The 25,836-nt window shown below is 56.4% G+C and carries 25 protein-coding genes; 13 read left to right on the top strand and 12 right to left on the bottom strand.

Annotated features, from left to right (window positions below):
* Positions 1–124 precede the first annotated feature (124 nt).
* The 5 genes from CFT68_RS08980 (at position 125) to CFT68_RS09000 (ending at position 6,079) form a co-directional block, all read left to right on the top strand.
* Complete coding sequence (locus tag CFT68_RS08980) at positions 125–559, top strand: hypothetical protein (protein WP_088843071.1); 435 nt, start codon at positions 125–127, stop codon at positions 557–559.
* A 105-nt stretch (positions 560–664) separates the two neighbouring features.
* Positions 665–1,588, top strand: a complete 924-nt coding sequence (locus CFT68_RS08985; RefSeq protein ID WP_088843072.1) for a pseudouridine synthase — start codon at positions 665–667, stop codon at positions 1,586–1,588.
* Positions 1,588–2,553 carry an alpha/beta hydrolase gene (locus CFT68_RS08990; RefSeq protein ID WP_088843073.1) on the top strand — a complete coding sequence of 322 codons (966 nt, stop codon included), beginning with the start codon at positions 1,588–1,590 and terminating at the stop codon, positions 2,551–2,553. Before CFT68_RS08985 ends, CFT68_RS08990 begins: the two co-directional genes overlap by 1 nt.
* A 279-nt stretch (positions 2,554–2,832) precedes the next feature.
* Positions 2,833–4,776, top strand: coding sequence for a molecular chaperone DnaK (gene dnaK / locus CFT68_RS08995; protein WP_088843074.1), 1,944 nt, complete (start codon positions 2,833–2,835; stop codon positions 4,774–4,776).
* A 154-nt stretch (positions 4,777–4,930) separates the two neighbouring features.
* Positions 4,931–6,079 (top strand): FAD-dependent monooxygenase, encoded by a 1,149-nt coding sequence (locus tag CFT68_RS09000; protein WP_088843075.1) that lies wholly within the window; start codon positions 4,931–4,933, stop codon positions 6,077–6,079.
* A gap of 139 nt (positions 6,080–6,218) precedes the next feature.
* On the opposite strand, the gene CFT68_RS09005 is transcribed toward CFT68_RS09000, so the two are convergent.
* Positions 6,219–7,385, bottom strand: coding sequence for an endonuclease/exonuclease/phosphatase family protein (locus tag CFT68_RS09005; RefSeq protein ID WP_088843077.1), 1,167 nt, complete (start codon positions 7,383–7,385; stop codon positions 6,219–6,221).
* Between the two features lie 109 nt (positions 7,386–7,494).
* Positions 7,495–8,052 carry a 5-(carboxyamino)imidazole ribonucleotide mutase gene (gene purE, locus CFT68_RS09010; protein WP_088843079.1) on the bottom strand — a complete coding sequence of 186 codons (558 nt, stop codon included), beginning with the start codon at positions 8,050–8,052 and terminating at the stop codon, positions 7,495–7,497.
* Between the two features lie 154 nt (positions 8,053–8,206).
* Between purE and CFT68_RS09015 the strand changes: the two genes are divergently transcribed.
* On the top strand, positions 8,207–8,833 hold the full coding sequence (locus tag CFT68_RS09015) for a MarC family protein (protein WP_088843081.1): 627 nt from the start codon (positions 8,207–8,209) through the stop codon (positions 8,831–8,833).
* 137 nt (positions 8,834–8,970) lie between these two features.
* Here CFT68_RS09015 and CFT68_RS09020 read toward each other — a convergent pair whose 3' ends face one another.
* Positions 8,971–9,357 (bottom strand): hypothetical protein, encoded by a 387-nt coding sequence (locus CFT68_RS09020; RefSeq protein WP_088843082.1) that lies wholly within the window; start codon positions 9,355–9,357, stop codon positions 8,971–8,973.
* A gap of 243 nt (positions 9,358–9,600) precedes the next feature.
* Here CFT68_RS09020 and hemE point away from each other — a divergent pair, with 243 nt between their 5' ends.
* Positions 9,601–10,632, top strand: coding sequence for a uroporphyrinogen decarboxylase (gene hemE / locus CFT68_RS09025; RefSeq protein ID WP_088843083.1), 1,032 nt, complete (start codon positions 9,601–9,603; stop codon positions 10,630–10,632).
* A 324-nt stretch (positions 10,633–10,956) separates the two neighbouring features.
* Here hemE and CFT68_RS09030 read toward each other — a convergent pair whose 3' ends face one another.
* The 6 genes from CFT68_RS09030 to CFT68_RS09055 all read right to left on the bottom strand — a co-directional run bounded on the left by CFT68_RS09030 (position 10,957) and on the right by CFT68_RS09055 (position 17,395).
* Positions 10,957–11,970, bottom strand: coding sequence for a bifunctional heptose 7-phosphate kinase/heptose 1-phosphate adenyltransferase (locus CFT68_RS09030; protein WP_088843085.1), 1,014 nt, complete (start codon positions 11,968–11,970; stop codon positions 10,957–10,959).
* Positions 11,971–12,127: 157 nt separating this feature from the next.
* Positions 12,128–13,354 (bottom strand): pyridoxal phosphate-dependent aminotransferase, encoded by a 1,227-nt coding sequence (locus CFT68_RS09035; protein WP_088843087.1) that lies wholly within the window; start codon positions 13,352–13,354, stop codon positions 12,128–12,130.
* Between the two features lie 85 nt (positions 13,355–13,439).
* A complete protein-coding gene (locus tag CFT68_RS09040; protein WP_088843089.1) occupies positions 13,440–15,482 on the bottom strand; it encodes a glycosyltransferase family 2 protein in 2,043 nt (680 codons plus the stop codon).
* Between the two features lie 251 nt (positions 15,483–15,733).
* The gene (locus CFT68_RS09045) at positions 15,734–16,150 is read right to left on the bottom strand and encodes a SpoIIAA family protein (RefSeq protein ID WP_088843091.1); all 417 of its coding nucleotides are present in this window, start codon (positions 16,148–16,150) and stop codon (positions 15,734–15,736) included.
* 208 nt (positions 16,151–16,358) lie between these two features.
* Positions 16,359–16,976, bottom strand: coding sequence for a recombination mediator RecR (recR, locus tag CFT68_RS09050; RefSeq protein WP_088843092.1), 618 nt, complete (start codon positions 16,974–16,976; stop codon positions 16,359–16,361).
* 137 nt (positions 16,977–17,113) lie between these two features.
* A complete protein-coding gene (locus CFT68_RS09055; RefSeq protein ID WP_088843094.1) occupies positions 17,114–17,395 on the bottom strand; it encodes an ATP-dependent Clp protease adaptor ClpS in 282 nt (93 codons plus the stop codon).
* Between the two features lie 257 nt (positions 17,396–17,652).
* On the opposite strand from CFT68_RS09055, the gene CFT68_RS09060 reads away from it, so the two are divergent.
* Both CFT68_RS09060 and CFT68_RS09065 read left to right on the top strand, forming a co-directional pair.
* Positions 17,653–18,210, top strand: a complete 558-nt coding sequence (locus CFT68_RS09060) for a hypothetical protein (protein WP_088843095.1) — start codon at positions 17,653–17,655, stop codon at positions 18,208–18,210.
* An 82-nt stretch (positions 18,211–18,292) separates the two neighbouring features.
* Positions 18,293–19,126: a hypothetical protein gene (locus CFT68_RS09065; RefSeq protein ID WP_088843097.1), complete on the top strand. Its 834-nt coding sequence runs from the start codon at positions 18,293–18,295 to the stop codon at positions 19,124–19,126.
* Between the two features lie 97 nt (positions 19,127–19,223).
* On the opposite strand, the gene CFT68_RS09070 is transcribed toward CFT68_RS09065, so the two are convergent.
* A complete protein-coding gene (locus CFT68_RS09070) occupies positions 19,224–19,871 on the bottom strand; it encodes a YceI family protein (RefSeq protein ID WP_088843099.1) in 648 nt (215 codons plus the stop codon).
* A gap of 42 nt (positions 19,872–19,913) precedes the next feature.
* Positions 19,914–20,363 (bottom strand): MarR family winged helix-turn-helix transcriptional regulator, encoded by a 450-nt coding sequence (locus tag CFT68_RS09075; RefSeq protein WP_088843100.1) that lies wholly within the window; start codon positions 20,361–20,363, stop codon positions 19,914–19,916.
* A gap of 176 nt (positions 20,364–20,539) precedes the next feature.
* Here CFT68_RS09075 and CFT68_RS09080 point away from each other — a divergent pair, with 176 nt between their 5' ends.
* Positions 20,540–21,127, top strand: coding sequence for a DUF6799 domain-containing protein (locus CFT68_RS09080; protein ID WP_088843102.1), 588 nt, complete (start codon positions 20,540–20,542; stop codon positions 21,125–21,127).
* Positions 21,128–21,179: 52 nt separating this feature from the next.
* On the opposite strand, the gene CFT68_RS09085 is transcribed toward CFT68_RS09080, so the two are convergent.
* Positions 21,180–22,214, bottom strand: a complete 1,035-nt coding sequence (locus CFT68_RS09085) for a dipeptide epimerase (RefSeq protein WP_088843103.1) — start codon at positions 22,212–22,214, stop codon at positions 21,180–21,182.
* A 193-nt stretch (positions 22,215–22,407) separates the two neighbouring features.
* On the opposite strand from CFT68_RS09085, the gene CFT68_RS09090 reads away from it, so the two are divergent.
* From CFT68_RS09090 to CFT68_RS09100, 3 genes are all read left to right on the top strand, one after another.
* On the top strand, positions 22,408–23,826 hold the full coding sequence (locus CFT68_RS09090) for a dicarboxylate/amino acid:cation symporter (RefSeq protein ID WP_088843732.1): 1,419 nt from the start codon (positions 22,408–22,410) through the stop codon (positions 23,824–23,826).
* Between the two features lie 225 nt (positions 23,827–24,051).
* A complete protein-coding gene (locus tag CFT68_RS09095) occupies positions 24,052–24,705 on the top strand; it encodes a hypothetical protein (protein WP_088843104.1) in 654 nt (217 codons plus the stop codon).
* A 175-nt stretch (positions 24,706–24,880) separates the two neighbouring features.
* A complete protein-coding gene (locus tag CFT68_RS09100) occupies positions 24,881–25,774 on the top strand; it encodes a T9SS type A sorting domain-containing protein (protein WP_088843106.1) in 894 nt (297 codons plus the stop codon).
* Positions 25,775–25,836: the final 62 nt, after the last annotated feature.

Here is a 25,836-nt window from a genome sequence, read left to right on the forward strand (position 1 = left end):
CCACTCCGTGCCTACTTCACTGATCGGAGCCACTCCGCTACTTATCTCAAGCGCAAGGCTGTACTAGGCCAGTCGTTCTAGGGTAAGGGCTACTGCTCCGGTCAGCAACCCATATTTTTGAATAATGAAACTGCTCTCTTTTACCCTTTGCACCGCTGCTATCCTTCTAGGCAGCTGCAAGAAAAGCACCGAAAAACAAACGGAGCTGGCCGTGCAGGATTTCGTGCGCAACCGCATCAGCGACGCCAAAAACTACTTCCCCGGCAAGTTCAGATACCGGCCTTACACCAAGCAGGATTCCTTGCTGTATTTGGCCCAGATGGCCCAGATTAATGGGGCCCCGGCGCCACCTGCTCCTACCGCCGCCGACACGGCCCGCATTGGGATTCTGGTGCATCATAACTACCGCGACGAAATGCGCAACGGCGAAATGATTCAGGACAGTGGCGAATATGTGGTGCGGCCCAACGGCGAAGTGCGGCAGCTGGTAGCCGAAAGCGTTCGGCAGAAGCGCATGAAGCAAGCTCTGCAGCCCGCCGCAGCTGGCCAGATTCGCTAGTGCCAACCAGAGCTGGTACCTTTGGGTACTTTTTCTTTATTTCTGGCTGATTTTCTATCGGACCATTCACGGGCCTGGCGCAAGCGTAGGCCACTTAGTTGAGCCATGCGCTACATTCTCGTCAACAAACCGTACGAAGTTCTCACCCAATTCACCGACGAGCAAGGCCGTGCGACACTCAAGGACTTCGTGGATATTCCGAACATCTACCCCGTAGGCCGCCTCGACTACGACTCCGAAGGCCTTGTGCTGCTCACCGACGACAAGCAGCTGCAGCACCGCCTCTCGGAGCCCCGTTTCAAAGTAACGAAAACCTATTGGGTGCAGGTAGAAGGCGTGCCCACCGAAGAAGCTCTGGAAAACCTGCGCCGCGGTGTGGACCTGAAAACGGGCTACACCTCGCCCGCCGAGGCGAAACTACTGACGGAAGAGCCCACCTTATGGGAACGCAGCAAGCCGGTGCGCTTCCGGGCCAGCATCCCGACCAGCTGGATTGAAATCCGGATTTCACAGGGCATGAACAGGCAGGTGCGCAAAATGACGGCCGCTGTGGGCTTCCCCACGTTGCGCCTGGTGCGCGTGCGCATTGCCAACCTCAAAGTAGAAGCGCTCCAGCCCGGCCAATGGCGCGAGTTGAAGGAAAGCGAGGTAAAAGTTCTCACCGACGATATGGCTGCCCAAACGGCCGCCGCGGGCACGTTCAAGACCCCAGCCAAAGGCTCCGAGTACTGGCCCGGCGGTGTTCGTCCGGCCTCGGCTAAACCCGGCCAGAATAGCGCGGGCGGCCACAAGCGCGGCGGTTTCGGTGGCACCAAAACGGGCGGCCCCAAAGCCGGCAGCGCCGCGGGCAGCCGTGGTCCCAACCGTGGCGGCACCACCTTCAGCGCCAAGCCTACGGGCGGGAAAGCAGCGGGCGGCAAAGCCACGCCCGGTAAAACCGGCAGCAAGCCCGGCCCCAAGTCGGCGGGACGTGGAGGCGCGGGCCGCAAGCCCGGCCCGGCCGGTGCCGACCGTAGCAGTCGCGGCTAATGCCCGGTAAGCTCCACCTGAAACCCCAGCGCCGACGGCAACTCTTGTTGCTGGCGGCGCTGGGGTTTTTCTTGCTCAACGCTGTAGCGTTCTTTCACGCCTGGCGGTTCACGCACTTCGTGGCAAGTGGCCTACACACGGATAACCCCGAGCAGCTCTCGGGGCCTCAAAAGCTGTGGGTTCTGGCAACAGGCATCAAAAACCCGAAGCCGGTTACTACCGCTAGGCCACCTTTTGCTTACCAAACGATTTGTCTGGGCAGCCCCAACGGCCGACTGGAAACCTGGTACAGCGCGGTGCCAAATGCGCGAGGCACGGTGGCACTATTTCATGGCTACACCAGCTCCAAAAGCAAGCTCCTGACCGAAGCCGCCACGTTCCGTCGCCTCGGCTACAGCGTCCTCCTCACCGATTTTGCCGGCAACGGCGGCTCCGAGGGCAACGTCTGTACTGTAGGCCACCATGAGGCCGAAGATGTAGCCGCTGTGGTCCGGTGGCTGCAGCGTAGGCAAGGGCAAGTGTTAATTTATGCCAACTCCATGGGCGCCGTAGCCACGTTGCGGGCCGAGGCCGAGTTGGGCGTGCGCCCCACGGCCAACCTGCTGGAATGTCCCTACGGCTCGATGCTTGAAACTGCCCAAAGCCGCTTCCGCTCCATGCACGTGCCCTCTTTCCCAATGGCGAACCTGCTGGTACTTTGGGGTGGCCTAGCGAATAACTTCTGGGCGTTTGATCTGGATGCCACGCGCTACGCCTCCAAGATCAAGACCCCTACCCTGCTCCTGTGGGGCACCGCCGACCCGCGCGTAACGCGCCACGAAACCGATGCCATTTACGCGGCTCTCAGCGGCCCCAAGCAGCGCCAAAATTTCCCCGGCTCCGGCCACGAGCCGTACTGGTGGAAGCATAAGAAGCTCTGGGAACGGACGGTAACTGGCTTTTTGGGTGTAGCGCAAACTCGGTAGTTTATTTCAGTATGCAGCCGCTACAGTTAAATACCAGCTGTAGCGGCTGTTCTGCAACCTAGCTTACTTGAATCGTACTGCCCGGCTGGCAGGAAATCTCTGAACTGCGTTTCCCGTAAAAGCCAGACCGTCGCATATCCATCCTGTTGAATATCCATAAATGACAATCTGTCACGAATAAGGAGGTTTCCTGGGGCTGGTACGCGTCTTGTAACTCCCCTGATGCGAGTAATTCGCAACTGATATCTGACACCTCAACTCCTAACGATAACCAGTCAAATGGGCAAAATAATCGGTATTGACCTCGGCACCACCAACTCGTGCGTGGCCGTAATGGAAGGCAACGAGCCGGTGGTGATTCCGAATAGCGAAGGCCGCCGCACGACTCCCTCGATCGTGGCGTTCCTCGATAACGGTAAAGGCGAGCGCAAAGTAGGTGACCCCGCTAAGCGTCAGGCCATTACCAATCCCAAGAACACGCTGCAGTCGATCAAGCGTTTCATGGGCCGCAGCTTCGGTGAAGTAACTGAAGAGTCGAAGCACGTTTCATACGAGCTGGTGCGCGGTTCTAACAACACGGTAGCTGTGCAAATAGGCGACCGGCAGTACACGCCGCAGGAAATTTCAGCGATGGTACTGCAGAAAATGAAGCAGACCGCAGAAGACTACCTGGGCCAGCCCGTAACAGAAGCCGTAATTACGGTTCCCGCGTACTTCAACGACGCTCAGCGTCAGGCTACCAAAGAAGCTGGCGCCATTGCCGGCCTCGATGTAAAGCGCATCATCAACGAGCCTACTGCCGCTGCACTGGCCTACGGTCTCGATAAGAAGCATAAAGACCAGAAGATTGCCGTGTACGACCTTGGTGGTGGTACCTTCGACATCTCGATTCTGGAGCTGGGTGATGGCGTGTTTGAAGTACTGTCTACCAACGGTGACACTCACCTCGGCGGCGACGACTTCGACCAGGTAATTATCAACTTCCTGGCCGAAACCTTCGCCAGCGAAAACGAAGGCCTCGACTTGCGCAAAGATGCTATGGCCCTCCAGCGCCTGAAAGAAGCTGCTGAGAAAGCCAAAGTAGAGCTGTCGTCTTCTACGGAAACAGAAATCAACCTGCCCTACGTAACGGCTACCGCTTCAGGCCCCAAGCACTTGGTGGTGAAGCTGAGCCGCGCGAAATTCGAGCAGCTGGCTGATAGCCTTGTGCGTCGCTCGATGGAGCCCTGCAAAAAAGCACTGCAAGATGCCGGCCTGAGCACTTCGGATATCGACGAAGTAATCCTGGTAGGTGGTTCGACCCGTATCCCCCGCATTCAGGAAGAGGTAGAGAAGTTCTTCGGCAAGAAGCCTTCGAAGGGCGTTAACCCCGATGAAGTAGTAGCCGTGGGCGCTGCCATCCAAGGTGGTGTACTGACCGGTGAAGTGAAGGACGTGCTCCTGCTCGACGTGACCCCGCTTTCGTTGGGTATCGAAACGATGGGCGGCGTAATGACCAAGCTGATCGAGTCGAACACGACCATTCCGACCAAGAAATCCGAGACTTTCTCGACTGCTTCTGACAGCCAGCCTTCGGTGGAGATTCACGTACTGCAGGGCGAGCGTCCGTTGGCTTCGCAGAACCGCACCATCGGCCGCTTCCACCTCGACTCGATTCCGCCAGCACCCCGTGGTGTTCCTCAAATCGAAGTAACCTTTGACATTGACGCCAACGGCATTCTGCACGTTTCGGCCAAAGACAAAGGCACCGGCAAGGAGCAGAAAATCCGCATCGAAGCCTCTTCCGGCCTCACCGATGCTGACATTGAGCGCATGCGCAACGAAGCTGCTGCCAACGCCGAAGCTGACAAAGCTGAGACGGAGCGCATCGGCAAAATCAACGCCGCTGACTCAATGATTTTCCAGACGGAGAAGCAGTTGAAAGAGTACGGTGACAAGCTGAGCGCTGGCAACAAAACGGCTGTTGAAAATGCCCTCGCCGACCTCAAGAAGGCCCACGAGAGCAAAGACATCACGGCTATCGATTCGTCGATGGAGGCTATCAATGCCGCTTGGCAGGCTGCTTCGCAGGAAATGTACGCCGCAGGTGGTGCTGAAGGCCAGCCCGGCGCCGACGGTGGCAACCCCTTCGGTGGGGCCGGCCAGCAGCCCGGTGGCAACGGCCAGCAAGGTCAGCCCCACGACAACGTGACGGACGTAGACTACGAAGAAGTAGGCAAGTAATCCGCGAGGATTTGTCTTGAATATAAAAGGCCCGGAGCAATTGCTTCGGGCCTTTTTATGTTTAGCCTCTCACCAAATATGGTGCTGCACTCATCAGATGCACCAGCTATCTGGGGTTCTTAGATACTTTTGGTTGACTTTATAGTTCAGCAGGATGGCACACTTTCTCATCATTGGGGCAGGTATCGGGGGCTTGGCTACGGCACATGCCCTGATAGGCCTAGGCCACTCCGTGCGCATAGCGGAAGCCGCGCCGGAACTGCGCGAAGTAGGCGCCGGGGTTGTGCTGGGCGCGAATGCCATGCGCGCTTTAGCGCAGCTAGGCCTCCACGATATCGTGCGGCCGCACGGAACGGCCGTAACCCAGCTGAATCTACTCGACCAAAACGGCCGCGTGCTGCAGGCTGCCGATACCTCCGTCTTCACCCAAAAGCTGGGGTTCGATAATGTAGGCCTGCATCGGGCGTCGCTCCAGCGGGCGTTACTGCAGGGTTTGCCAACTGGCACTGTGCTGCTGGGCAAGCCGTTTGAGCGCTTCGAGGAAACAGCTAGTGGCCTAGAAGCCCATTTTGCGGATGGCACTACGGCCACCGCCGACTTCCTGATCGGGGCCGATGGCCTACGCTCCCGGGTGCGGCGCCAAGTGCTTCCCGAGGCCACGCCGCGCTATGCCGGCTACACTTGTTGGCGGGCGGTAGTAGATGCATCTGGGCTAGGCCTGCCGGTGGGCGAGTCGGGTGAGGTGTGGGGTGAGCGGGGTCGGCGCTTTGGCTATGTGCCGGTGGGTGGCGGCCGGGTGTATTGGTTTGCCTGCCTGAACAGCCCCAAGCCGATGAACCCCACGTTTCGGGCGTTTCGGGTGGCGGAGCTCCAGCGCGAGTTTGCGGCATTTGCGGCGCCAGTGCCCGCCCTTCTTAGCCTTACCCGCGACGACCAGCTTCTCTGGAATGACATTCTGGATCTTAAGCCCCTTCGTCACCTGGCCTACGGACGGGTGTTGTTGCTCGGTGATGCTGGCCACGCCACTACCCCCAATATGGGCCAAGGCGCCGGCATGGCCATTGAGGATGCGGCAGAGCTAGCCAACTGCCTAACCCAAACCTCAGATATCAGGGTAGCCTTTCAGCACTTTGAGCGGCGCCGCCTGCCCCGCACCACGCGCATTGTGCGCACCTCCTGGCAGCTCGGCCGCTTAGGCCAGTTGGAAAGCCCTTTGCTGACTGGCCTACGCAACACGATTATGCGGCTACTGCCTGCTGCTTTAAGCCAAAGCCAGATGGCCTGGCTGTATGAAGCACCGTAGGCCACATCTTCTGGCTATCAATACTAAATCCTTGACTGTAAGACAGTCTGAGTTTCGTATTCCATTCAATAAAAAGCCCTCCTGCTACTGTAGCAAAAGGGCTTTTTATTGAATGGAATACGTGATGAGGAGAAGCGTGCTACGTAGCCAGTTCTTTTTCAGGCTGTGCGCTTTTAGATTCTTCCAGCTCTTCTTCCGTTTCTTCCTCGAAGCCTTCCCGTATTTTCTCGTTGGCTTCCTGATGATCTTCTATATCAGCTTGCTCCTGGTTTTGCTGCTGCTCTTCCTTATCGTGGGGCTCATAGCTGAGCTTGATATAGATAGGGAAATGGTCGGAACCCACATAGGGCAGGCGCTGCATATCATCCACCTTAAAATCGGCCGACACAAATACGTGGTCGAGGGGCCAGCGCAGCAAGGAGTAATCGGCGTGGAAAGTAGGCAACAACCCCCTGCCAACGCGCGGGTCCATGAGGCCACTGATGCGCCGAAACAGCTCGGAGGTGTGCGACCAGGCCACATCGTTCATATCGCCGAACACAATGGTGGGTTCCTCGCTCAGGTCTATTTCCTTGCCTACCAACAATAGCTCCGCGTCGCGCTTTGTACTGGTTTTGGACTCGGCGGGTGCCGGCGGCTTGGGGTGCAGGCCAAACAAACGAACCCAGGTTTTGCCATCGGGTAGCTGCACATGCGAGTGCAATGAGGGCACATCATCATCCAGCAGATACTTGATCTGGCAATTCCGGAGCGGCAACCGCGAGAAAAACAGCAGGCCGTAGGTATTGTCCAAGGGCTCATGGCAAATATGCGGGTGCGTTTTCTCCAGAGGCTTCAACTGCTCGTACCACCACTGGTCGGTTTCTACCGCCATAATGATATCGGGGTCTATTTCCTGAAGCACCGCCAAGGCTTGGGCGCCCTGTTTGTTGTATTGCAGTACGTTCATCACGGCTAGGCTCAGGTGCCGCTTACCGTCTTTCAGGGTGCTGTCGAATACCTGTTTGCCCATGAAAGGTGTGTAGGGCATAATCCGGAAAGTCTGGTAGGCCACCGCAATGGCCAGCAGCAGCAGCAGTCCTTTGCCCCAGTAGCCATCCAGGCTGTACCAGCCCAGCGCTAAGCCTGCCACAATACACAGCAACTGTACCCCCACTATCTGCAGGCGGGGAAAATCAAAGATGCGAATCCACCAGGCCGTTTCGCGCAGCAGCGGCAACAGGGTAGCAATAATGGATGCAACAGCCAACAGCAGGGTTATGCAGTGGGCTATCAGCAGCCAGATAGGAGCGTCAAGATCGGGCACAGGTGGGAATGAGGAGGAGTAAGTAGAAATGCGCCTGAGAAGGAACGGTAGATCCGAAAGGGTTAGTCAGTGTAGGCAGTGCCTGGGGCCTGAAAAGATTCTAGGCGACTCAATCGTCGCTGAAGCCGCCTTTGCGCAGCTCATCAATAGTACGCATTACTCTATCTTTTAGGGAGTTGCGATACTTTTCAAGCACATCGGCCAGACGAGCATTGTTGAGGGCCAGCATCTGGGTAGCCAGCACTGCCCCGTTGGCAGCTCCGTCCAGCGCTACCGTGGCCACGGGCACGCCCGCCGGCATTTGCAGCATAGACAGGATAGAGTCTAATCCGCTAATGGAGGTAGCCGAGTTGATGGGCACCCCAATGACAGGCAAGGTAGTGAAAGCGGCTACCATTCCGGGCAGGTGGGCTGCTCCGCCACCGCCCGCAATAATTACGCGGAGGCCGCGCTTACGAGCAGTTTCGGCGTATTCTACCAACCGGTAGGGCGTGCGGTGGGCCGATACCAACGTGATTTCGTAGGCCACTCCAAACTGCCGCAGAAGCTCGGCCGCCGCCGACATAATCTTCAAATCAGACTGGGAACCCATGATAATACCCACTAGTGGCGTGTCGGTGGGGGAACCGACATCGGCGGGGGAAGAAGCAGGAAGCGTGGTACTCATAGGGAGGAAGAGAGCAAAACAGGACAAAACCGGCTGGGGTCTGCTTTTACGCACGCTCCCGACCGAGGTTCTTATTCCAAACATAGCATTTTTCCTGTTTGCTGATTCTCAAAGGCTCGTACCTTTGGCTTGGCCCCTAGCGGCCTGCCTGCTTATGGAGATACTGCTTGCCACCTTCACCACCCTGTTCTCGGTCGTGAACCCGTTTGGAGCTATGCCCGTGTTCCTCACCCTCACCGAGGACGACACGCCTGCCGCCCGCGCCAATACTGGCCTACGGGCCTGCCTGTATATGATTGGGGTGCTCACGGTGTCGTTTTTCGCCGGGCAGTACGTGCTCAATTTCTTCGGTATTAACATTCATCACCTGCGCATTGCGGGCGGCATTCTGCTCATGCGCTCGGCTTTCGATTTGCTGACGCCGGGCGGCAACCGCAGCAAAGTTTCGGAGGCCACGCTGGAGGAGAGTATGCACAAGGATGATATTTCCTTCACACCGCTGGCCATGCCGATGCTCTCCGGCCCCGGCTCCATGGCCGTGTGCATCGGCCTGTTTACGGGCAAGCTCTCGGTGCTCGATATGGGCCTGATTGTGCTAGGCTTTGTGCTAGTGGCGCTGGCGGCCTACATCATCCTGATGTCGTCGTTGCGCCTCACGCGCTTCCTGGGCCGGCCAGGCATGGCAGCACTGGCCCGCATCATGGGTTTCCTGACGCTGGCTATTGGAGTTAATTTCCTGGCTACGGCTATCGTAGCTCTGTTTCCGGGGTTGAGCCGGTAGGCAGTGGGCAGAACCTGAGCGCTGTATACCACCTATCCGACATGCCTTGACTTGGGTAGAGCCTGCAGCCAGCCGTAGCTGGGCACACAAGTCAGGCAACTCGCTTATCCGGCTTATGGAAGCGTTTGCTTAGCGTGTTAATGAGCAAGTAAGCCTGTGAAGGGCAAGGCGTACACGAGTGCCAGCACCCAGACGGCGACAAGCGCATAGCCTACTCTTACCCTGCCTATTTCCGCATCGTACTGGGACAGGTGTTCTTCGGTGAGGTGCCGTTTAAAATAGCTTATCTGCAAGCAGGCATAAGTACCCAGTAGAAGCATAGATAGCAGCAGAAAAGTAATCTGACCCTGTATAAACCTCACATCCAGAAGCTTTTCAATACCCAGCAACATATCGAAACCCGCCAGAGCATATACTACCACCAATCCCACTTTTGCTGCATCCAGGCGCCCGGAGGAATAAACCTGTCGCTTTGCAACCAGACTATAAAGGCAGTGAAAGAGGAAGTTGGTAACTTGAAGCATAGTAAACAGGTACCTGCGCGACGTCTCATAATGAGCCGGAGCAAAAGTAACTTTCCTGTGCGAGAAGGCCTGCTTGAGGATGAGCAGCAACAGAAACTGTTGCAGGATGTCCGTTCGCTGCTGAAAGAGCTGTAATCGAATTGAACGCGGAAGCCATACGGCAACTGCCCGCCAAGCCTTACCTTTGCGCCCCGGCTGCTGGCCCTGGCCTCTGCGGAATCCGTGACATAATTAGTTAATTCTGTGCTTAAGAACGACCTCCTCCTCCGTGCCGCCCGTGGCGAAGAAACTGAGCGCACCCCCGTATGGCTTATGCGCCAGGCCGGCCGCATCCTACCCGAATACCGTGCTTTGCGCGCGCGCCTGAGCGGTTTTAAAGAGCTGGTAGAAACCCCCGATCTGGCCGCTGAAGTAACCATCCAGCCCGTTGACGCGCTGGACGTGGATGCCGCCATTATCTTCTCTGATATTCTGGTGGTGCCCGAAGCCATGGGCCTCACCTACGAAATGGTAGAAGCCCGCGGTCCACTCTTCCCCGAAACTATCAAAAACGCGCAGGACGTGGCCCGCATGCGCGTGGCCGACCCCGAGGAACATCTAGGGTATGTGCTGGAAGCCATCCGGGTAACCAAGCGTGCCCTTAACGGCCGGGTGCCCCTCATCGGCTTTGCCGGCGCGCCCTGGACTATTCTGGCTTACATGGTGGAAGGCCACGGGTCCAAAACCTTCAGTAAGGCACGCCGCATGCTCTACCAGGAGCCCGAGCTGGCGCACCAGCTCCTGCGCAAAATTACGGATACCACCATTGCCTACCTGCAGGCGCAAGTGAAGGCCGGCGCCAACATTGTGCAGGTTTTCGACTCGTGGGCTGGCATTCTGCCTCCCGCGCACTACAAGGAATTCAGCACCCGCTACATTGCCGAAATCTGCCAGGCCATTCCGGATGTGCCCGTCACGGTATTCGCAAAAGGCGCCTTCTGGGCTATGGAGGATTTCGCGCAGCTCCCCTGCCGCACCATCGGCCTCGACTGGAACCAGGACCCGCGCACCGTACGCCCCCTCATAGGCGACAAAACACTACAGGGCAACCTCGACCCGTGTGCTTTGTATGGCACGCCTGCTCAGGTACGGGCCGCCACTATTGCCATGCTGGAGCAGTTCGGCTCACACCGCCATATTGCTAACCTAGGCCACGGCGTGTACCCCGACACCAATCCGGACAACGTGAAGGTTTTCATCGAAACCGTAAAGAGCTGGCAAGGAAAGTCTCTTTAGTCTATTCAAGCAGTATTGTAGAAGTAACAAAGCCCACCCACGTGCAAGCGCGTGGGTGGGCTTTGTTACTTCTTGTATTACAGTTGGTATCGTTAAACCTAGTCACACAGTAAGTATATACAGCTGTGCTTTCTGACAACCAGCTTAGCACCAAGATACTGGTATTTGGCACACACCCCTACCTCGATCTACGTTAGCCAGTTATATAGCAACAGGTTAGTACCTGCACTAAGCTGATAATATGCGTTCCTGCCAATACCCGACTGGCAACGTGGCTTGGCATTAACTCGGCGCGCATAACACCTGTACATCAGCCAGTTGCGACTATAGCACCTGCTTTTCCAGGGCTTCTTCCAGCAGCAGCTGTTTTTCTATTGGTACTACACCTACTTGCTCACAGACCAAGCCCCCACCCAGGTTAGCCAGTGCTGCCGTAACAGGCGCTGGCAGGCCTAGCGCCACGCATAGGGCAGCAATACTGATTACCGTATCGCCCGCCCCGGAAACATCGGAAATGCTGCGTAGGTGAGCCGGTATGTAAGTGCGCGTCAGCTCGCCGTTTTCCACGAACACGCCCCGCTCCGATAGCGTGACGAGCACTATTTCCGGCTTGAGCACCTCACGCAGCTGCGCTACGGCTGCTTCAAAATCCGGACGATCTGCTTCCGTATCGCCGAATTCTACTTTGAGGCCTTCCCGCAACTCTTTCAGGTTAGGCTTAAACAGCGTGCAGTGCTCGTAGGCCAGGAAATTTTTCTTCTTGGGGTCAACGACGGTGGGGATGCCGTGCTGACGGGCCAGTTGAATGAACTGCTTGATGCTGGCGGCGTTTAGCACGCCTTTGTCGTAGTCCTCAAAAATCACCACATCAGCCCGATCAAGCAATTGCTCAAAGCTTGTCGCTAGGTTCGTGCTTTCCTCCTGGTTCAGATCCGTCTCTACTTCGGAGTCGATGCGAAGCAGCTGCTGCCCATGTGCCAGAATGCGCTGCTTAACAGTGGTAGGCCTATGCGAGCTGCGCACAATGCCATCGGCCGATAACCCCGAGGTCCGGAGCAAGCCAAGCAGTTGGTCGCCTCCCTGGTCGTCGCCGATTACAGCGCAGAGCAGCGGCGTAGCGCCCAGGGCCTGCACGTTCAGGGCTACGTTGGCGGCGCCACCCAGGCGCTGCTCGGTGCGGCTCACGTTCACGACCGGTACGGGAGCCTCGGGTGAGAGGCGCGCGGCTTTGCCCCACACGTAGGCATCCATCATCACGTCGCCCACAATCAGGACGGTAAGCTGGTTGAAGGCGGCAAATAGCTCGGGCAGAGAAGCAGGCAATACGGCAGCGGGCATCACGAAGGATTCTGGTAAGGAAGCCGCAAAGGTAGGTAACGCTTACTTTTAGTCAGCGAAACAGGTGCAATGAGAGCTGGGCCTTCCTTCAGTGGCCTAGCACCAAGCAGGTACCGAGCAAGGTGTACCCACAGAGCATAAACCACAGAAAGCCGCGCTAGGCCAGTTTCGCCAGACAATTCTTGATGCGGATAAAGGCCTCGCGCAGCTTTTCATCGGCAGCGGCGGTACTGAACCGAATGCAGTTAGGCGCCCCGAAAGCCCCCCCATCTACGGCGGCCACGTGCCCATCATTGAGCATAAAAAGGGCCAGATCAGAAGCGCTGTTGATGGTTTTTCCGTCGGGGGTTTGCTTGCCAAAGTACCCGGTTACATCGGGGAAAATGTAGAAGGCCCCACTAGGCGTGGGCGTACGGAAGCCCGGAATATCCTTCACCAGCTCCAGTACCATGTCGCGGCGGCGGCGGTAGGCCTCTACCATCTCATCGGCAGAGGTGCGGCCGCCTTGCAGTGCCGCCAGCCCGGCGCGCTGCGCAATGGAGCAGGTGCCGGAAGTAATCTGGCTCTGTATTTTTTCGCAGGCACTGGCAATTTCCTTGTTTGCGGCCAAGTACCCCAGGCGCCAGCCCGTCATGGCGTAGCCTTTCGAGAAGCCGTTTACCGTAATTACCCGGTCTTTCACCTCCTCAAACTGCGCCATGCTAACATGCTCGCCCACAAAGTTGATGTACTCATAAATCTCATCAGCCAGTACATACACCTGCGGATGGCGCTCCACTACTTTTGCAATAGCGGCCAACTCCTCGCGCGAAAAAACAGAGCCGGTGGGGTTACAGGGAGATGAATACATGATAAGCTTCGTGCGGGGCGTAATGGCCGCTTCCAGCTCTTCTGCCGTCACTTTGAAGTCGTTCTCAAGTGAGCCCATCAACACCACCGAAGTGCCTTCCGCCAGCTTCACCATCTCCTCGTAGCTCACCCAATAGGGCGCAAATACAATTACCTCATCGCCGGGGTTCACCAGGCTCAGCACGGTATTGGCCAGGGCCTGCTTGGCGCCGGTGCTCACCACAATATTCTCGGGCTTGTAGGCCAGGTGGTTGTCGCGCTGCAGCTTCTCGCAGATGGCCTGGCGCAAGTCCAGATAACCAGGAACGGGCGTGTAGAAGGTAAATCCCTCGTCCAGCGCCTTTTTGGCGGCATCCTTGATGTATTGCGGTGTCTGGAAATCTGGTTCCCCAAAGCTCAGGCTGATAACATCAACCCCTTGCGCGACGAGTTCCCGCGCCTTTTTGGCCATGGCAATCGTCTGCGACTCGTGCATGGCATTGATACGATCAGACAGCACGGAGGTCGTGGGGGCAAGGGCAGTAGCGTCAGACATAAGCGGCACTTGGGGTGGTTAAGGGATGGGGCAAAAGTAGTGGAAGGTACGCATTCAGCCCCGACCACGAAAGGATGACGCGTCGTTAGTGCTCCAGGCCCAGCCACCGGAAGCAGCGCAGCAGAATACCCAGGTCGGTGCTGGTTTCGTAGTCTTTGGCATAGAGCAGCTCCAAGCGACGACGGGTAGCCTCTGGCAGCGGCGTAGCCGACTGGCCTACATCGGCCGGCGACAGAATGGCACGGGCCAGCCGCCGGGGTGCGGCCGCGTAGCGCAGGCCTACCCAGGTACGTGAGCCACCCAACACGCGCAGGCAGTTGCGCAGAAAGCCCAAACGGTGCTTTTGCAGGGTAAGCGCCACCGGAGCCAGCAGCAACAGCAGCAGGCTGCTGACGATATCGAGCAGACGCTTATTGCGCACGTGCTGCGGATGCACCAAGTTCAGGGTAATATCGAGGGCGTAATAGTCGCCGGGGGCATCTTTGCGGGAGCTGCCGATAATGTACTCGCTATCCTGCGGCAGAATTTTGTAGGCCACTGCCGGGGTCTGGGGCAGGCGCACCATGAGAGAAATTATCTGACTGGCTGAAAGGTCGCGGCCACAGAAAATCAGCTCGTTTAGCTCATACATCCGAATAATATCGTCGAGCTGACGAATCTCGCCCAGCAAGTCGCCGGCGGGCTTTGTGGCGTGGGCGGCCTCCGATACTTCCCAGACGGTGGCAGCCCCTACCGCCGTTTGCCGAAACTCCGGCGACGGAGCCAGCAGCACATCGGGTGCAATGTAGCCCACCACACGGGCCTGCACGCCAAATTGCTCCAGCAGCTGCCGTACTCGCTCACTTTCCTGCCGGGAACCCACAATAGCAACGTTTTTCTGTTGATGCACTGCCAGCCCCCACACCCCATACTGCAGCCAATTGCCCAGCAGTCGTCGGGCAAGCAGCGCCGCTATACTCCACAGGCTGCCTAGCACGATCAGGGCATTAGAGAAGCGCCACGCCTCGAAGTAGTTACTAACGGCCGAAATCAGCACCGTACCGAGCAGAACACCGCGTATAATCCGGCTGGCTTTGGTGGGCTTGTCGTAGCCCCCGCTCAGGTACACAGATACCAGCCAAGCCAGCAGATACAGCGGTACTGCTGCCAGCATGTATTTTTCCGGATAGGGCACCTGTGCATATCGGTGAATCTGCTCCCAGAAGCTCTTCAGGAAATACATTCCTGCGTAAACTAACCCAGCGTCCAGAAGAACAGGGGCCGCTTGAGTCAAGAACCGCTCGGCCACCGCCGCCGCCGCCCGCAGCCAGATAGCCAGGTTTATCAACAGGCTAAACACGCCGGCCCGGCCCGGGGCAAAGTGCTTGCGGGCAAAAATCACCATGGCCTGGTAGAACACGAACACGTAGTTCACGCTCGTGCGCTTGGTGCTTTCGCCTTTGTAGTGAATGATGCGGGTGCCGGGGTAGTAGTAATTCTTCCAGCCCCCCTGGGTCAATCGGTACGAGAGGTCAATATCCTCGCCGTACATGAAGTAGTCTTCATCCAGGTGGCCTACCTGCGCCAGCGCGGTCTGGCGCATGAACATGAAAGCGCCGCTCAGCACCTCTACCTCGTGGGTCTGGTCTTTATCCAGGTAGCCCAGGTGGTAGCGCCCAAAGCGCCGCGACTTGGGAAATAACCAGGCCAACCCAAATATTTTGCAGAAAGCGACTTTGGGAGTAGGCAGGCCGCGCTTGCTTTCCGGCAGAAAACAGCCCTGCCCATCGAGCATCTTCACGCCTAGGCCACCTCCGTCGGGGTGTGCATCCAGAAAGTCGCAGCACTGGCGGAAGGTGTCTTCTTCCACTACCGTATCGGGGTTGAGCAGTAACACGTACTCGCCGCGCGCTTGACCGATGGCCTGGTTGTTGGCCTTCGAGAAGCCCAGATTCTCGTGGTTCTCGATGAGGTGTACTTCCGGAAAGCGGCTGCGTACCATAGCCACAGAGCCATCTACCGAGTTATTGTCCACCACAAACACCTCCACAGGCTCCTGTAGCTTCTCGGTGGCCTGCCGCACCGACAACAGCGCCTGCTCCAGAAAGTAGCAGACGTTATAGTTGACGATGATGACAGAAAGCTTCACGGAAGAAAGCACAGGAACAAAAGCAGCAGAACAAGGTACGAAATGTAGCAAGGATTGCCCGCACCCTTGCTACTCCGGCAGCATTGTGTGCCTCCTACAATGCCCGATCAGTTGGGTTGCTGCTAGCTGAACAGTATTCCCGTGGCCCGCGCTCAATCCGTAGGCCTCCCTCCTGTCAGCTATACTGCAACCCTTGCTTCTCGGCAGGCCACTTATCTACTACGCGCCTAGCTGCCCCACCGGATTTCCCCCTACCGTGCAGGGACCGTCGATGCAGCTTGCAACCACGTACGCGCCTGCGCTACTTCATCGAAATCAAACATATCAACCCGGGGCTGCTCTATGTGCCGCAACAGAGTTCCCATGCACTGCCGGGCCGGCCAGTCCATAGCGTTTACGAGAGCCACATACTGCACTCCTTCGGCCGCCAAGCGACGAAAGAAGTTTTTCTCGATCCAGTCAATCGTTTCTCTCCAGCCATCCAGAATTTCGCTGGCATCGTCGAGGATCTTGGTGTATCGGGTTCTCCGAACGTTTTCCAACACTATCCCGCAACATTGCTCGATAGTAGTTGCATCGTGTAGGCCACGCCATTCCAGCAACAGCCACTCTTGGCAGCTATCTTGAATGAGAGTGAAGCCCGGCGAATCATAAACTACTGTATTCATATCCTAGCTTCTTGCCCAATGGCAATTTGTGCTTTGCGGCTTTACGAGCTGAAGCGCTTGAATAGCCACGGCTCAGGCACTTATTTTATATCCTACTTATCTCCAAACCGTTACCGACCGCGCCTAGAGTACACCGAGTTAATTACCATTGAAAAAGCCCACCGGGAAATATCCGGCGGGCTTATACTTAGCAGGTTATTTAGCCGGATTATTGCCGGGCCTGGCGCTGACGTTCCACAATAGAGCGGCCTAGCGTAATCTCATCGGCATATTCCAGCTCGCCGCCCATCGGGATGCCGCGGGCAATGCTGCTGACGTGCACTTCAGGCAAATCGCGCAGCTTCCGCGACAAGTAGAAAGCGGTAGTATCGCCTTCCATCGTGGGGCTGATGGCCAGAATCACTTCCCGGATCTCCGAGCCCTCCTTCGTGACGCGCTCCAGCAACGAATCAATCGTCAGGTCGGCGGGCCCGATACCTTCAATTGGTGAAATTACGCCGCCCAGTACGTGGTACATGCCCTGGTATTGGGCCGTGTTCTCAATGGCAATTACGTCGCGGATATCCGACACCACGCACACCGTGCTTTGGTCGCGCAGCTGGTTGGCGCAAATAGCGCACTCCGGCGTATCGGAGATATTATGGCAGGTATCGCAGTAGCGAATCTCGAAGCGCATTTTGGCCAGCGCCTCTGCCAAGGAAGCCGTGGTATCCGTTTCGGCCTTCAGCAGGTGCAGGGCCAAGCGTAGGGCGGTTTTCTTCCCAATGCCCGGCAGCCTCGATAATTCACCAACGGCGTTTTCTATCAGTTTGGAAGGAAATTCCATTCAGGTCAAAAAGAAGTAAAAATGAGCTGTTATCCAGGACCTGCGGTAGTACGCCTACAGGCCTACAGCTAAACAACACTTCCTACCGGATAGGTCCGTTGGGGTGCCCGAGACAGCAGATATTTTTAAGAATTCCGCTAAAGAATATCAGCCGAAATTCCCCGGTCGTGGATGGCGGTGCACATACCCGTCAGCTCATCGTAGGCACCATGCTTTACTGTGCACTGTCCTTTGTAATGAATGAGCAGCGTGCACTGCTCGGCCTGCTCGGGCTCGTGGCCACACACATCAATGAGGGTTTTGATGACGTGGTCGAAGGTATTGATATCATCGTTGTACACGATAAGGTCGCGCACGTCGGTGGTTTCTTCCAGGAGCAGAACGTCCTCGTCGTACTCGATTTGCGGTTTGCTGTTCATGGCACAAAAATACAGAAAAACGGGCGAAAAGCCGGTTTTGAGGTTTCAACTGGCCTACTATAACTCCCTTGCCTGTAGAATCGTTTCGGGCAACTATAGCAATTCGCTAATAGCTGCGAAAGCTGAGCGCCAAACGACCTACGGAAGTGGCCTAGCCAGCCGCGTTGCGAATTCTGCCGTACTTTTCGGGTCTGCGTCTGCCTTCCGGCAATTGCCGTATCCTGCCTGTCACCACTCCACTTATCAGCCCTTTCCTGATGCCTGTTCCGTCCGCTGATTTTAAACGTGCCCTCAAACGTTTGTCCGACAAGGAAAAGGAAACCCTGCTCCTGCGCGCTGCCCGCCGCGACGCTGAGCTGTATGATACCCTCAGCTTTGAGCTGCTACCTGAAGTAACTGTAGAAACTGTATTCGAACAGGCTTCCGACCAGATTCATGAGCTGTTTGCCGTAGGTGCCACTGGCCGCCTGCTCAACCGCAGCCTCACGAAGGCGCTTCAGAAAGCCGGTAAAGAGGTAGCGCGTGCCCGCCGCATCACGAAAGACAAGCGGCTGGAAGTTGACCTGAACCTCTACACGCTGCGGCACATCTTCGAGAACTACACGGGCCAGTTTGAGAGCGTATATGCGGGCTTCTACACGAGCACAGCGCGCTTAGCGGCCCGCACGACGCAGCTGGTACTCCAAAATCTGCACGAAGACCTGTGGCTGGAATACAAAGCCGAGCTGGATGACTTTCTGCAGCAGCTACATAGCCGCGCCAAAAGCCGCAGCCTCAAGTTTGAGCTGCCCCGGGAGCTAGTGCTGCCAGAGTAAGGCTGGCTTATACAGTTAAGCAGGAAAAAGGTTTATAATCTGATCATGATAATATATAATTGATGCATGAATATTTATATTCATGTTTTATTCTACTGCTTTCCCGAATATTTTTGACGGCTGGTTTTTTAGCCTCCAGTTGATCAAGTCGTTTCATCCTTTTTTCTACTATATGTTCAAAAACTTTACTCGTTTCATGGTAGCCGCTTCCCTTCTGACGGCTACTGGCTGTGCAGGCAGCTACCACGCCATCAATCCGGATCGTATTAACACCTATCAGGCGGCAACCGCTGCCGCTGCTCCTGTCGGTTTCAGCTATCACTATAGCGCGCTGCTCAGCACAGGGCCCAATAAAAAATACGTAAAAAAGGAGCGTCAGAAAGGCTACCAAGTGGTGGCAGTTCAGCTAAAAAACAATACCAACGCCGACCTGAACTTCGCTCGCGACATGGAGCTGACCTTCGGCGACCGGGTCATTACGCCGGTGCCTAATGTGCAAGCCGCCAATGATTTGAAGCAAGGCGTGGCTATTTATCTTCTTTATTTACTGCTCAACTTCAATGTAGGCAGCGTTATGACGGTGAACGGCCAGATTGTAGAAGACAACCGAACTTTTATTCCTACGGGCCCTTTCATTGCCGGTGGCAACATGCTAGGGGCGAGTGGTGCTAATAAAAACCTTCGTCGGGAGTTCATCAAGTACGATCTAACCAATAAGGTTATCCATCCCGGCGAAACGGCCTACGGCATCATGGCGCTGCGTGAGACGGGCGTGGCTCCGCTACGCGTGGCATTGCGTAACCAAGCCGCCCTGACAACTCCAACGACAGCCCCTACCCTGGTTCCGCAAGCGGCTCCTGCTACTCCGGTGGCTCCTCCGGCTGCCTCGCCAGCCCCCACCGGCTCAGGAAAATAGCAAGTGGCCTAGCGGCACTTTCGCACACCAAAAAGCCCCGACCGGAAATTCCGATCGGGGCTTTTTCTGTATAGTAACAGGCCTAGGCCTGCACTCCTTACATAGCAATTACGTTGAAGCTCAGCGTGAAGTCATCATAGATGGCTTTGTCGCCGATACCTTCGAAGAAAGACTTCGAGCCGTATTTGATGTCGTATTTGGTGCGGTTTACGGTAGCAGTGCCGCTGGCAGCCGCTTTACCACCTTTCACGCCCACTTTGGCGGGGAAAGTAATAGCGTTGGTTTTGCCTTTGATGGTCAGGTCGCCGGTGATGTTGGCGTTGTTAGCATCAGCAGCGGCCCCTTTGATGTAGGCCACTTTCGTGATTTTGAACGTAGCCGTTGGGTTGCTGGCAACACCAAAGAAGTCATCAGACGTGATATGGCCCATGAATTTGGTGCTCGTCTCGGCGTCCTTGATGTCGGTGGCCTTGATGGTCTTCATGTCTACCGTCACGGTGCCACCTACCAGCTGGTTGCCTTTCACGAGCAGCTCGCCGCCCGAGAATTGTACGGTGCCATTGTGTCCGTGCGTTACTGCTTTGCCATCCCAGCCCAAGGTGCTGAGTTGAGGCTGCAGCTTGTATACTTTATCGGCAGGCTTTACGGCGCTAACTGCAGCTTTCTTGGCAACTGGCTGACCAGCATAAACAGGGGCAGCGAACAGAGCAGCGGCCAGCAAGGCCGGCAGAATGATTTTTTTCATGATTGAAAACAACAAAGGTGAAGAGAGTTAACTGAGAGGCCGTCAGTCGCGGATTTTGTCAAGTAAGTTGCTGAGTTGGGCGGCTTCTTCCGAAGTCAGATTACCCAAGCCCAGTTGTTGTGATGAGAGAATTTGGTCTAGCTGCGTGAGCAGCGCCAAGCCCTGCTCCGTAATGCGGATATCTACCGCCCGCCGGTTGCTGGGGCACACTTTGCGGGTTACCAGCGCTTTGGCTTCCAGCTTGTCTACAATGCGCGAGGCGTTGCTGGTTTTATCCAGCATCCGCTCAATCAGCATGTTCACGGTAGACGGCTTCGGGTGCTGACCACGCAAAATGCGCAGAATGTTGAACTGAGGCGAAGTGAGGTTGTACTCTTTGAACTGCGCACTCTGCTGCAGCTGCAACCAGCCCGCCGTAAACACCAGGTTGATGTAGGCTTTCTGGTAATTATCTACGAAGCTGCGCTGTTTGATTTCGTCCTCTATTTTCATGGTTCAAGCATGGGATCATGCTGAATGATGTTGCAAATATATGTACATACATTTAATGTCGCAACATCGTTCAGCGTATTTGTTGAAATTTATTTATTGCCTATCCTTATTCGCAGCCACTTAGCCCGGAATGTCGTAAGGCTACTTACTCCTATTCTTCTACGCCTTTTTTTGTCATGAAAACCATCTGCCTCTCTTTCGCCTTGGCGCTAGGCCTGTTGGCCAGTGTCTCCACAGCCAGTGCCCAAACCACTACCGCGCCAAAGATGCCGGCGGGTGCAAAACAAGCCAATTCTACCGACCGCTTCATCATGCGCAACGGGCAAGTGGTATTGATGCAGGGCCAAAGTGTAACGCCTCTGACAAAGAACGTGGTTCTTTCAAATGGCACGAAGATCAACTATAAAAGTGGTATCGTAGAGGTAGTTGAAGGTAAAATTACGACCCTAAAGGAAGGGGATTTTGTGCGAATGAACGGCGACATCGTATTCGCCACGGCTGGCAGCGCGGCCCAGGCCCGTAACGACGCTTCGGTGGCGCCTGATACCAAGTTCAACAACTACGTAGACACAACTCCCTCCTCTTCCAGCCCTGCGGCCATGGAAGCGCGCCTCACCACCCTGAACCAGAAAATCAGCCTGATGGGCGAAAAAATCCAGCTGCTCAACCAAAAGATCAGCCTGATGAGCTCTTCCACTCAACGCCCCGCCGATACCAGCCAGCTGGACCAACAGATCAGGGCGCTGGATGAGAAGCTGAAGTAGCCTTATAAGTTACGCTTACAAAAAGCCTCCTGCGCTGAGCGCAGGAGGCTTTTTATGCTCTTATGCTAGGCCAGTTGTGGTGGGCCTGCAGGTGGCCTAGCTCCTCTCCAACCAGCCCAAACGGCTCGTCCTGCACAATCAAGAAACCATCTAGGTCGCAAACATCCGCCAGGCCGCTCACCTGCAAAGCCGACCAGATGCCCAGCGAGGTTTCTACCATGCAGCCAAGCATGGTTTGCAGGCCATGAGTGCGGGTTTCGCGCAGAATCCGGAGGCCGTTCAGGTAGCCGCCAGCCTTCATCAGCTTCATATTTACGCCATCAAACTGCCGGGCTATTTCCGCAAAATCGGCATCATCCGTTACCGATTCATCGGCGAAGACCGGGCAATTTAGCTGGCCCTTCAAAGCGCGGTAGTCGGCAGCACAGGCGGCTGGCAGTGGCTGCTCCAACAGGCGCACCCGTAGGCCAGGCAGCGCCTGAATCGTTTCCCAGGACTGCCGCAGACTGTCGGCATCAGGCCAGCCTTCATTGCCATCAATGATGAGCAACTGGCTGGGTAGCAGGCGCGTGACTTCGCGCAATAAGTCCACTGCGCCCTCGCGGTTCACTTTCACCTTCAGCAACGGAAAGCGCTGATAGCCTTGCTGCTGCAGAAAGCCTGCTACCTCGCCGGGCTCCATGATGGGCAATGAAGCGGCTGTAGGGACGGCTGCGGCTGGCATCGGCAGGCCTAGCCACTGGGCTACCGGCTGCCCGGCTAGCGCCGCCTCCCGGTGTACAAACGCCGATTCCAGGGCAAAGCGTAGGGCGTGGGCCGGCTGCTGCACGGCTAGAAAGCGGCCGAGCTCATCCAGCGTATGGCACTGGCCTAGGCCGGCTGCCTGCAGCTGTGCAAACTCTGCTTGCAGTCCTTCGGGGGTTTCGCCGTACCGTACATTCGGAGCGGCTTCGCCCCAGCCGCTGGGCGTACCGGCAGCGCCCTGCACTTGCACCAACAGATTGGTTTTGAAGGTGGATGCGTTGCGCGAAATTTTCCAGGTGTAGCGCAGCGGAAGCGTGAGGGCAGTGAGAGACCAGGTAAGCATGGGGCAGCGGGGCAGAGCAGGCAAATTAGGCGGCAAGGTACTAGGTAACGGGATACGCTACGGGTAGCCTGGCCCTTATGATAACGCGCTAGGCCACCCCCACAGGAAACTGCGGAGCCTGGCACACTACGGGCCGGCTCAAAAAACTATCTTTGCCTGATTCCCGCCATTCTTTTTCCCCTGATTGCTGCGCATGAAGTTTTCGCGACTCGCACCTCTCGTTCTTGTTTTATTTGTTCTCGCAGCCATTCTGACGGCGCTGGCGGGCTACAACCTGGTGGCGCTGCCCGATGCTGTGCCCACTATAGCCCGTTGGCTGGCCATAGCTGCCGCGGTAGCGCTGGCCTTTCAGCGGCGCTCCGTTACGTTCTGGATTGTGGTAAGCATGCTGGTTGGTGCCGAAATCGGGCACGACTACCCTGGGCAGGCCGTACAGCTGAAAGTTCTCAGCGACGTTTTCCTGCGTCTGGTGAAAACCATTATTGCGCCGCTGGTATTTGCTACGCTGGTAGTAGGCATTGCAGGCCACGCCGATCTGAAGCAGGTGGGCAAAATGGGCCTCAAAGCCCTGATTTATTTTGAAGTGGTCACCACATTTGCCTTGTTTATTGGCTTGGGTGCTATCAACTTGACCCGCGCCGGCGAAGGTGTAGACCGCAGTGGTATTGCCGCCGATACGGAGCAGCTGGCCACCGTGAAGCAATCCACAGCCGATATCATTCTGCACATCTTCCCCGAAAACATTGCCAAATCGGTAGCTGAGGGGCAGGTACTGCAGGTGGTGGTGTTTGCCATCATCTTCGCCATAGGCCTGGCTATGGTGCACCAGAAGCACCGCCTGCCCATGCTGCAAATCACGGAGAGCTTGTCGGAGGTGATGTTCAAGTTCACCAACGTCGTGATGTTCTTCGCGCCTTTCGGCGTGGGTGGCGCTATGGCCTACACGGTAGGCAAGATGGGTTTCGCACCCCTGTATAATGCCTTTAAGCTACTCCTGACGCTGTATGGAGCCCTCACGGCTTTCCTGCTGCTGGTGCTCGTGCCCATTGCCCTGATTGCCCGCATCCCGCTGAAGCGCTTTGTGCTGGCCATTGCAGAGCCCGTTAGTATTGCTTTTGCCACTACCTCATCGGAGGCAGCGCTGCCCCGGGCCATGGAGGCCATGATGGGGATGGGCGTACCACGCCGTATTGTGGCTTTCGTAATGCCTACTGGCTACTCTTTCAACCTCGATGGCACCACGCTTTACCTGTCTCTGGCGGCCGTTTTTGTGGCCCAGGCCGCCGGCGTAGAGCTTTCTTTCGGACAGCAATTGGTGATGGTATTTACACTGATGCTCACGAGCAAAGGTGTGGCGGGCGTACCGCGTGCTTCCTTGGTGATTCTGCTGGCCACGGTAGCTTCTTTCAACCTGCCGGCTTGGCCCGTGTTCATTATTCTGGGCATTGATGCCCTCATGGACATGGCCCGCACCGCCGTGAACGTGATAGGCAACTGCCTGGCTACCGCAGTAGTAGCTCGTTGGGAAGGAGAGTTTATTGATAATTATGTAGCCCCGCCGCTAGAACAGCTGGAGGAGGTCGATAGCGCATTGGCACACTCGGCTCACTAGTTTCCGGGAGGCGTCATGTAGGAAGAAAAGCCCCGCAGCTGTCAGTAGCTGCGGGGCTTTTTGCATTTCGCTTGGAGTAGTTGTACTTTTCGATAATTAAAGATTTAAATTCAATATATTATATATATTAGAAGAATGTTTATATCTTTAATCATCTCTTAGCGGAACCCAACTGACTGTTCTTGGGGTTGCGGCTGGAAATTATTCAACTGAGACTGACTGCTTATGATGCTTGCGCACCGGTACTCGTGTATTCTCCTGTCGGCTTTGCCGCTGTTGGCTGGTTGTAAATCATCAGAGAAAGCTCTTTACGGGGCTACTCACTCCAACTACTCCGTATCAATTGGTAAGCTGCCCCGGCTGGAAGCCGTGGTAGAAGCCGGCCCGCTGAATGCAACCGAAGGCGCGTTGCCCGATGATGCCCCGAAGGTGTTTCGTCAGGAACTGGCCTACCATCTAGCCGAGCCGCAGGACAGCATTGGATACGGCTACGCCAAGCTCATCGTCACGCAGGCGGAGGTAACGCGCACTGGGCGGGCCCTGCAGGCGTTCCAGATGATGACGCTCATGACGCCCAGCTTGTTTGGCCTCCCGCTGGAATGGTACCGCACCCAGGTAAAAGCCGAAGTCCAGATTATCAATTCTCAGGGCGAAGTGGTAGGCACTTATTCCGGCACCGGCCGCAGCAAAGTGCGCGTAGCCATGTACCACGGCTACAGCCAGACTGCCGCGCCGCGCCTCGCCGACGTGCAAGGCCTACGCCTGGCCCTCGACCAGATTCGTCCTCAGTTAGACACGGCTGCGCTTGGACTGCGAGAAAAACTGCAGAAAGCTGGTCCGCTGGAAGAAGTGCTGGGCTCTGCCCACACCGACGAATAATGCCTTTCTAGTGTGCTTTTGCCGGTAGGCCTCTCCCCTAGTCACTTCCCTACACCACCGCCCCGAATATACTTCGGGGCGGTTTTTTTATGCCCGTTTTAAACCTGGCCTGGCCCTAACCATCTATGCAACAAAGCCACTAAGAATTACTCCTCTACTTCCCTATTTCAGGTTCATGCAAACTAAATTAATAACCAAGCTAGGCCTATTGCTGGCGGTGTTGTTTACCAGCTTCACGGGTTGGGCCCAAGCTACCCAGAATACGCAGGGCACCAGCCGCCCGGCTCGCCGGGCAGTGCAGGCCTACGTGCAGCAGAACGTGCTACCCGTAGTGCGGCAGCAGCGCCAGAAGCTGGAGCCACAGCTGAGCTCTTCCGACAAGGCCCAGCTGGCCGTGTATCGTAGCCAGTTTCAGGAATTGCGCCAGCGCGGCAAAGCGCTTCGCCAAAGCTTCCGGCCCGCCGGCCCGGCCCCGCAAAGCCAGCGCCCGGAGCTAACGGAAACACAGAAACAGCAGCTCCAAAAGCTACAGGACGAGAATAAAGCATTGCAGCGGGAAGTGGCGAAGCTGGCCCAGAAGTACGAAGGCGACATTGCCCGGTTATCGCAGGAAATTCAGCCCCAGAAGGAAAAGTGGGCCACCGACCTGAAGGCACTGCTCCTGCAAAACACTACCCCCGAGCAGCAGGAAAAGATGAAACATTTCGGCAGAAAAGGCCGCCGCAACAGCGCCACTGCCCGTTTCTTCCGCCCATCTACCTTCCTGCTCATGAACCCGACTGCTCCAGCTGCCCCGGCATCTCGCGCGGCGGAAAGCAGCAGCTCGGTGTACCCAAACCCGGTTACTCCTACCAGCCAGCTGAGCTACGAGGTAAAGAAAGCAGGGCCGGTTTCGATAGAGCTGCTTGATAGCCGCGGCAACACGCTGCGCACCGTAGCGCAGGAAGCCAAGAAGGAAAAAGGCACCTACACCGTGCCCGCAAACCTAAGCGACCTGGCCAATGGCATTTACTATTTCAAGATTGTGACGAAGAGCGGCACGGAAACACGCCGCTTCGTGAAAGAGTAGCACAACCTCAGCTGGGAGCGGCAAACTCAATAACCAGCAAACCAGTTACGTTACTAGGCCAG

It is taken from the genome of Hymenobacter gelipurpurascens (genome assembly GCF_900187375.1).
In the GTDB taxonomy this organism is placed as follows: Bacteria; Bacteroidota; Bacteroidia; order Cytophagales; family Hymenobacteraceae; genus Hymenobacter; species Hymenobacter gelipurpurascens.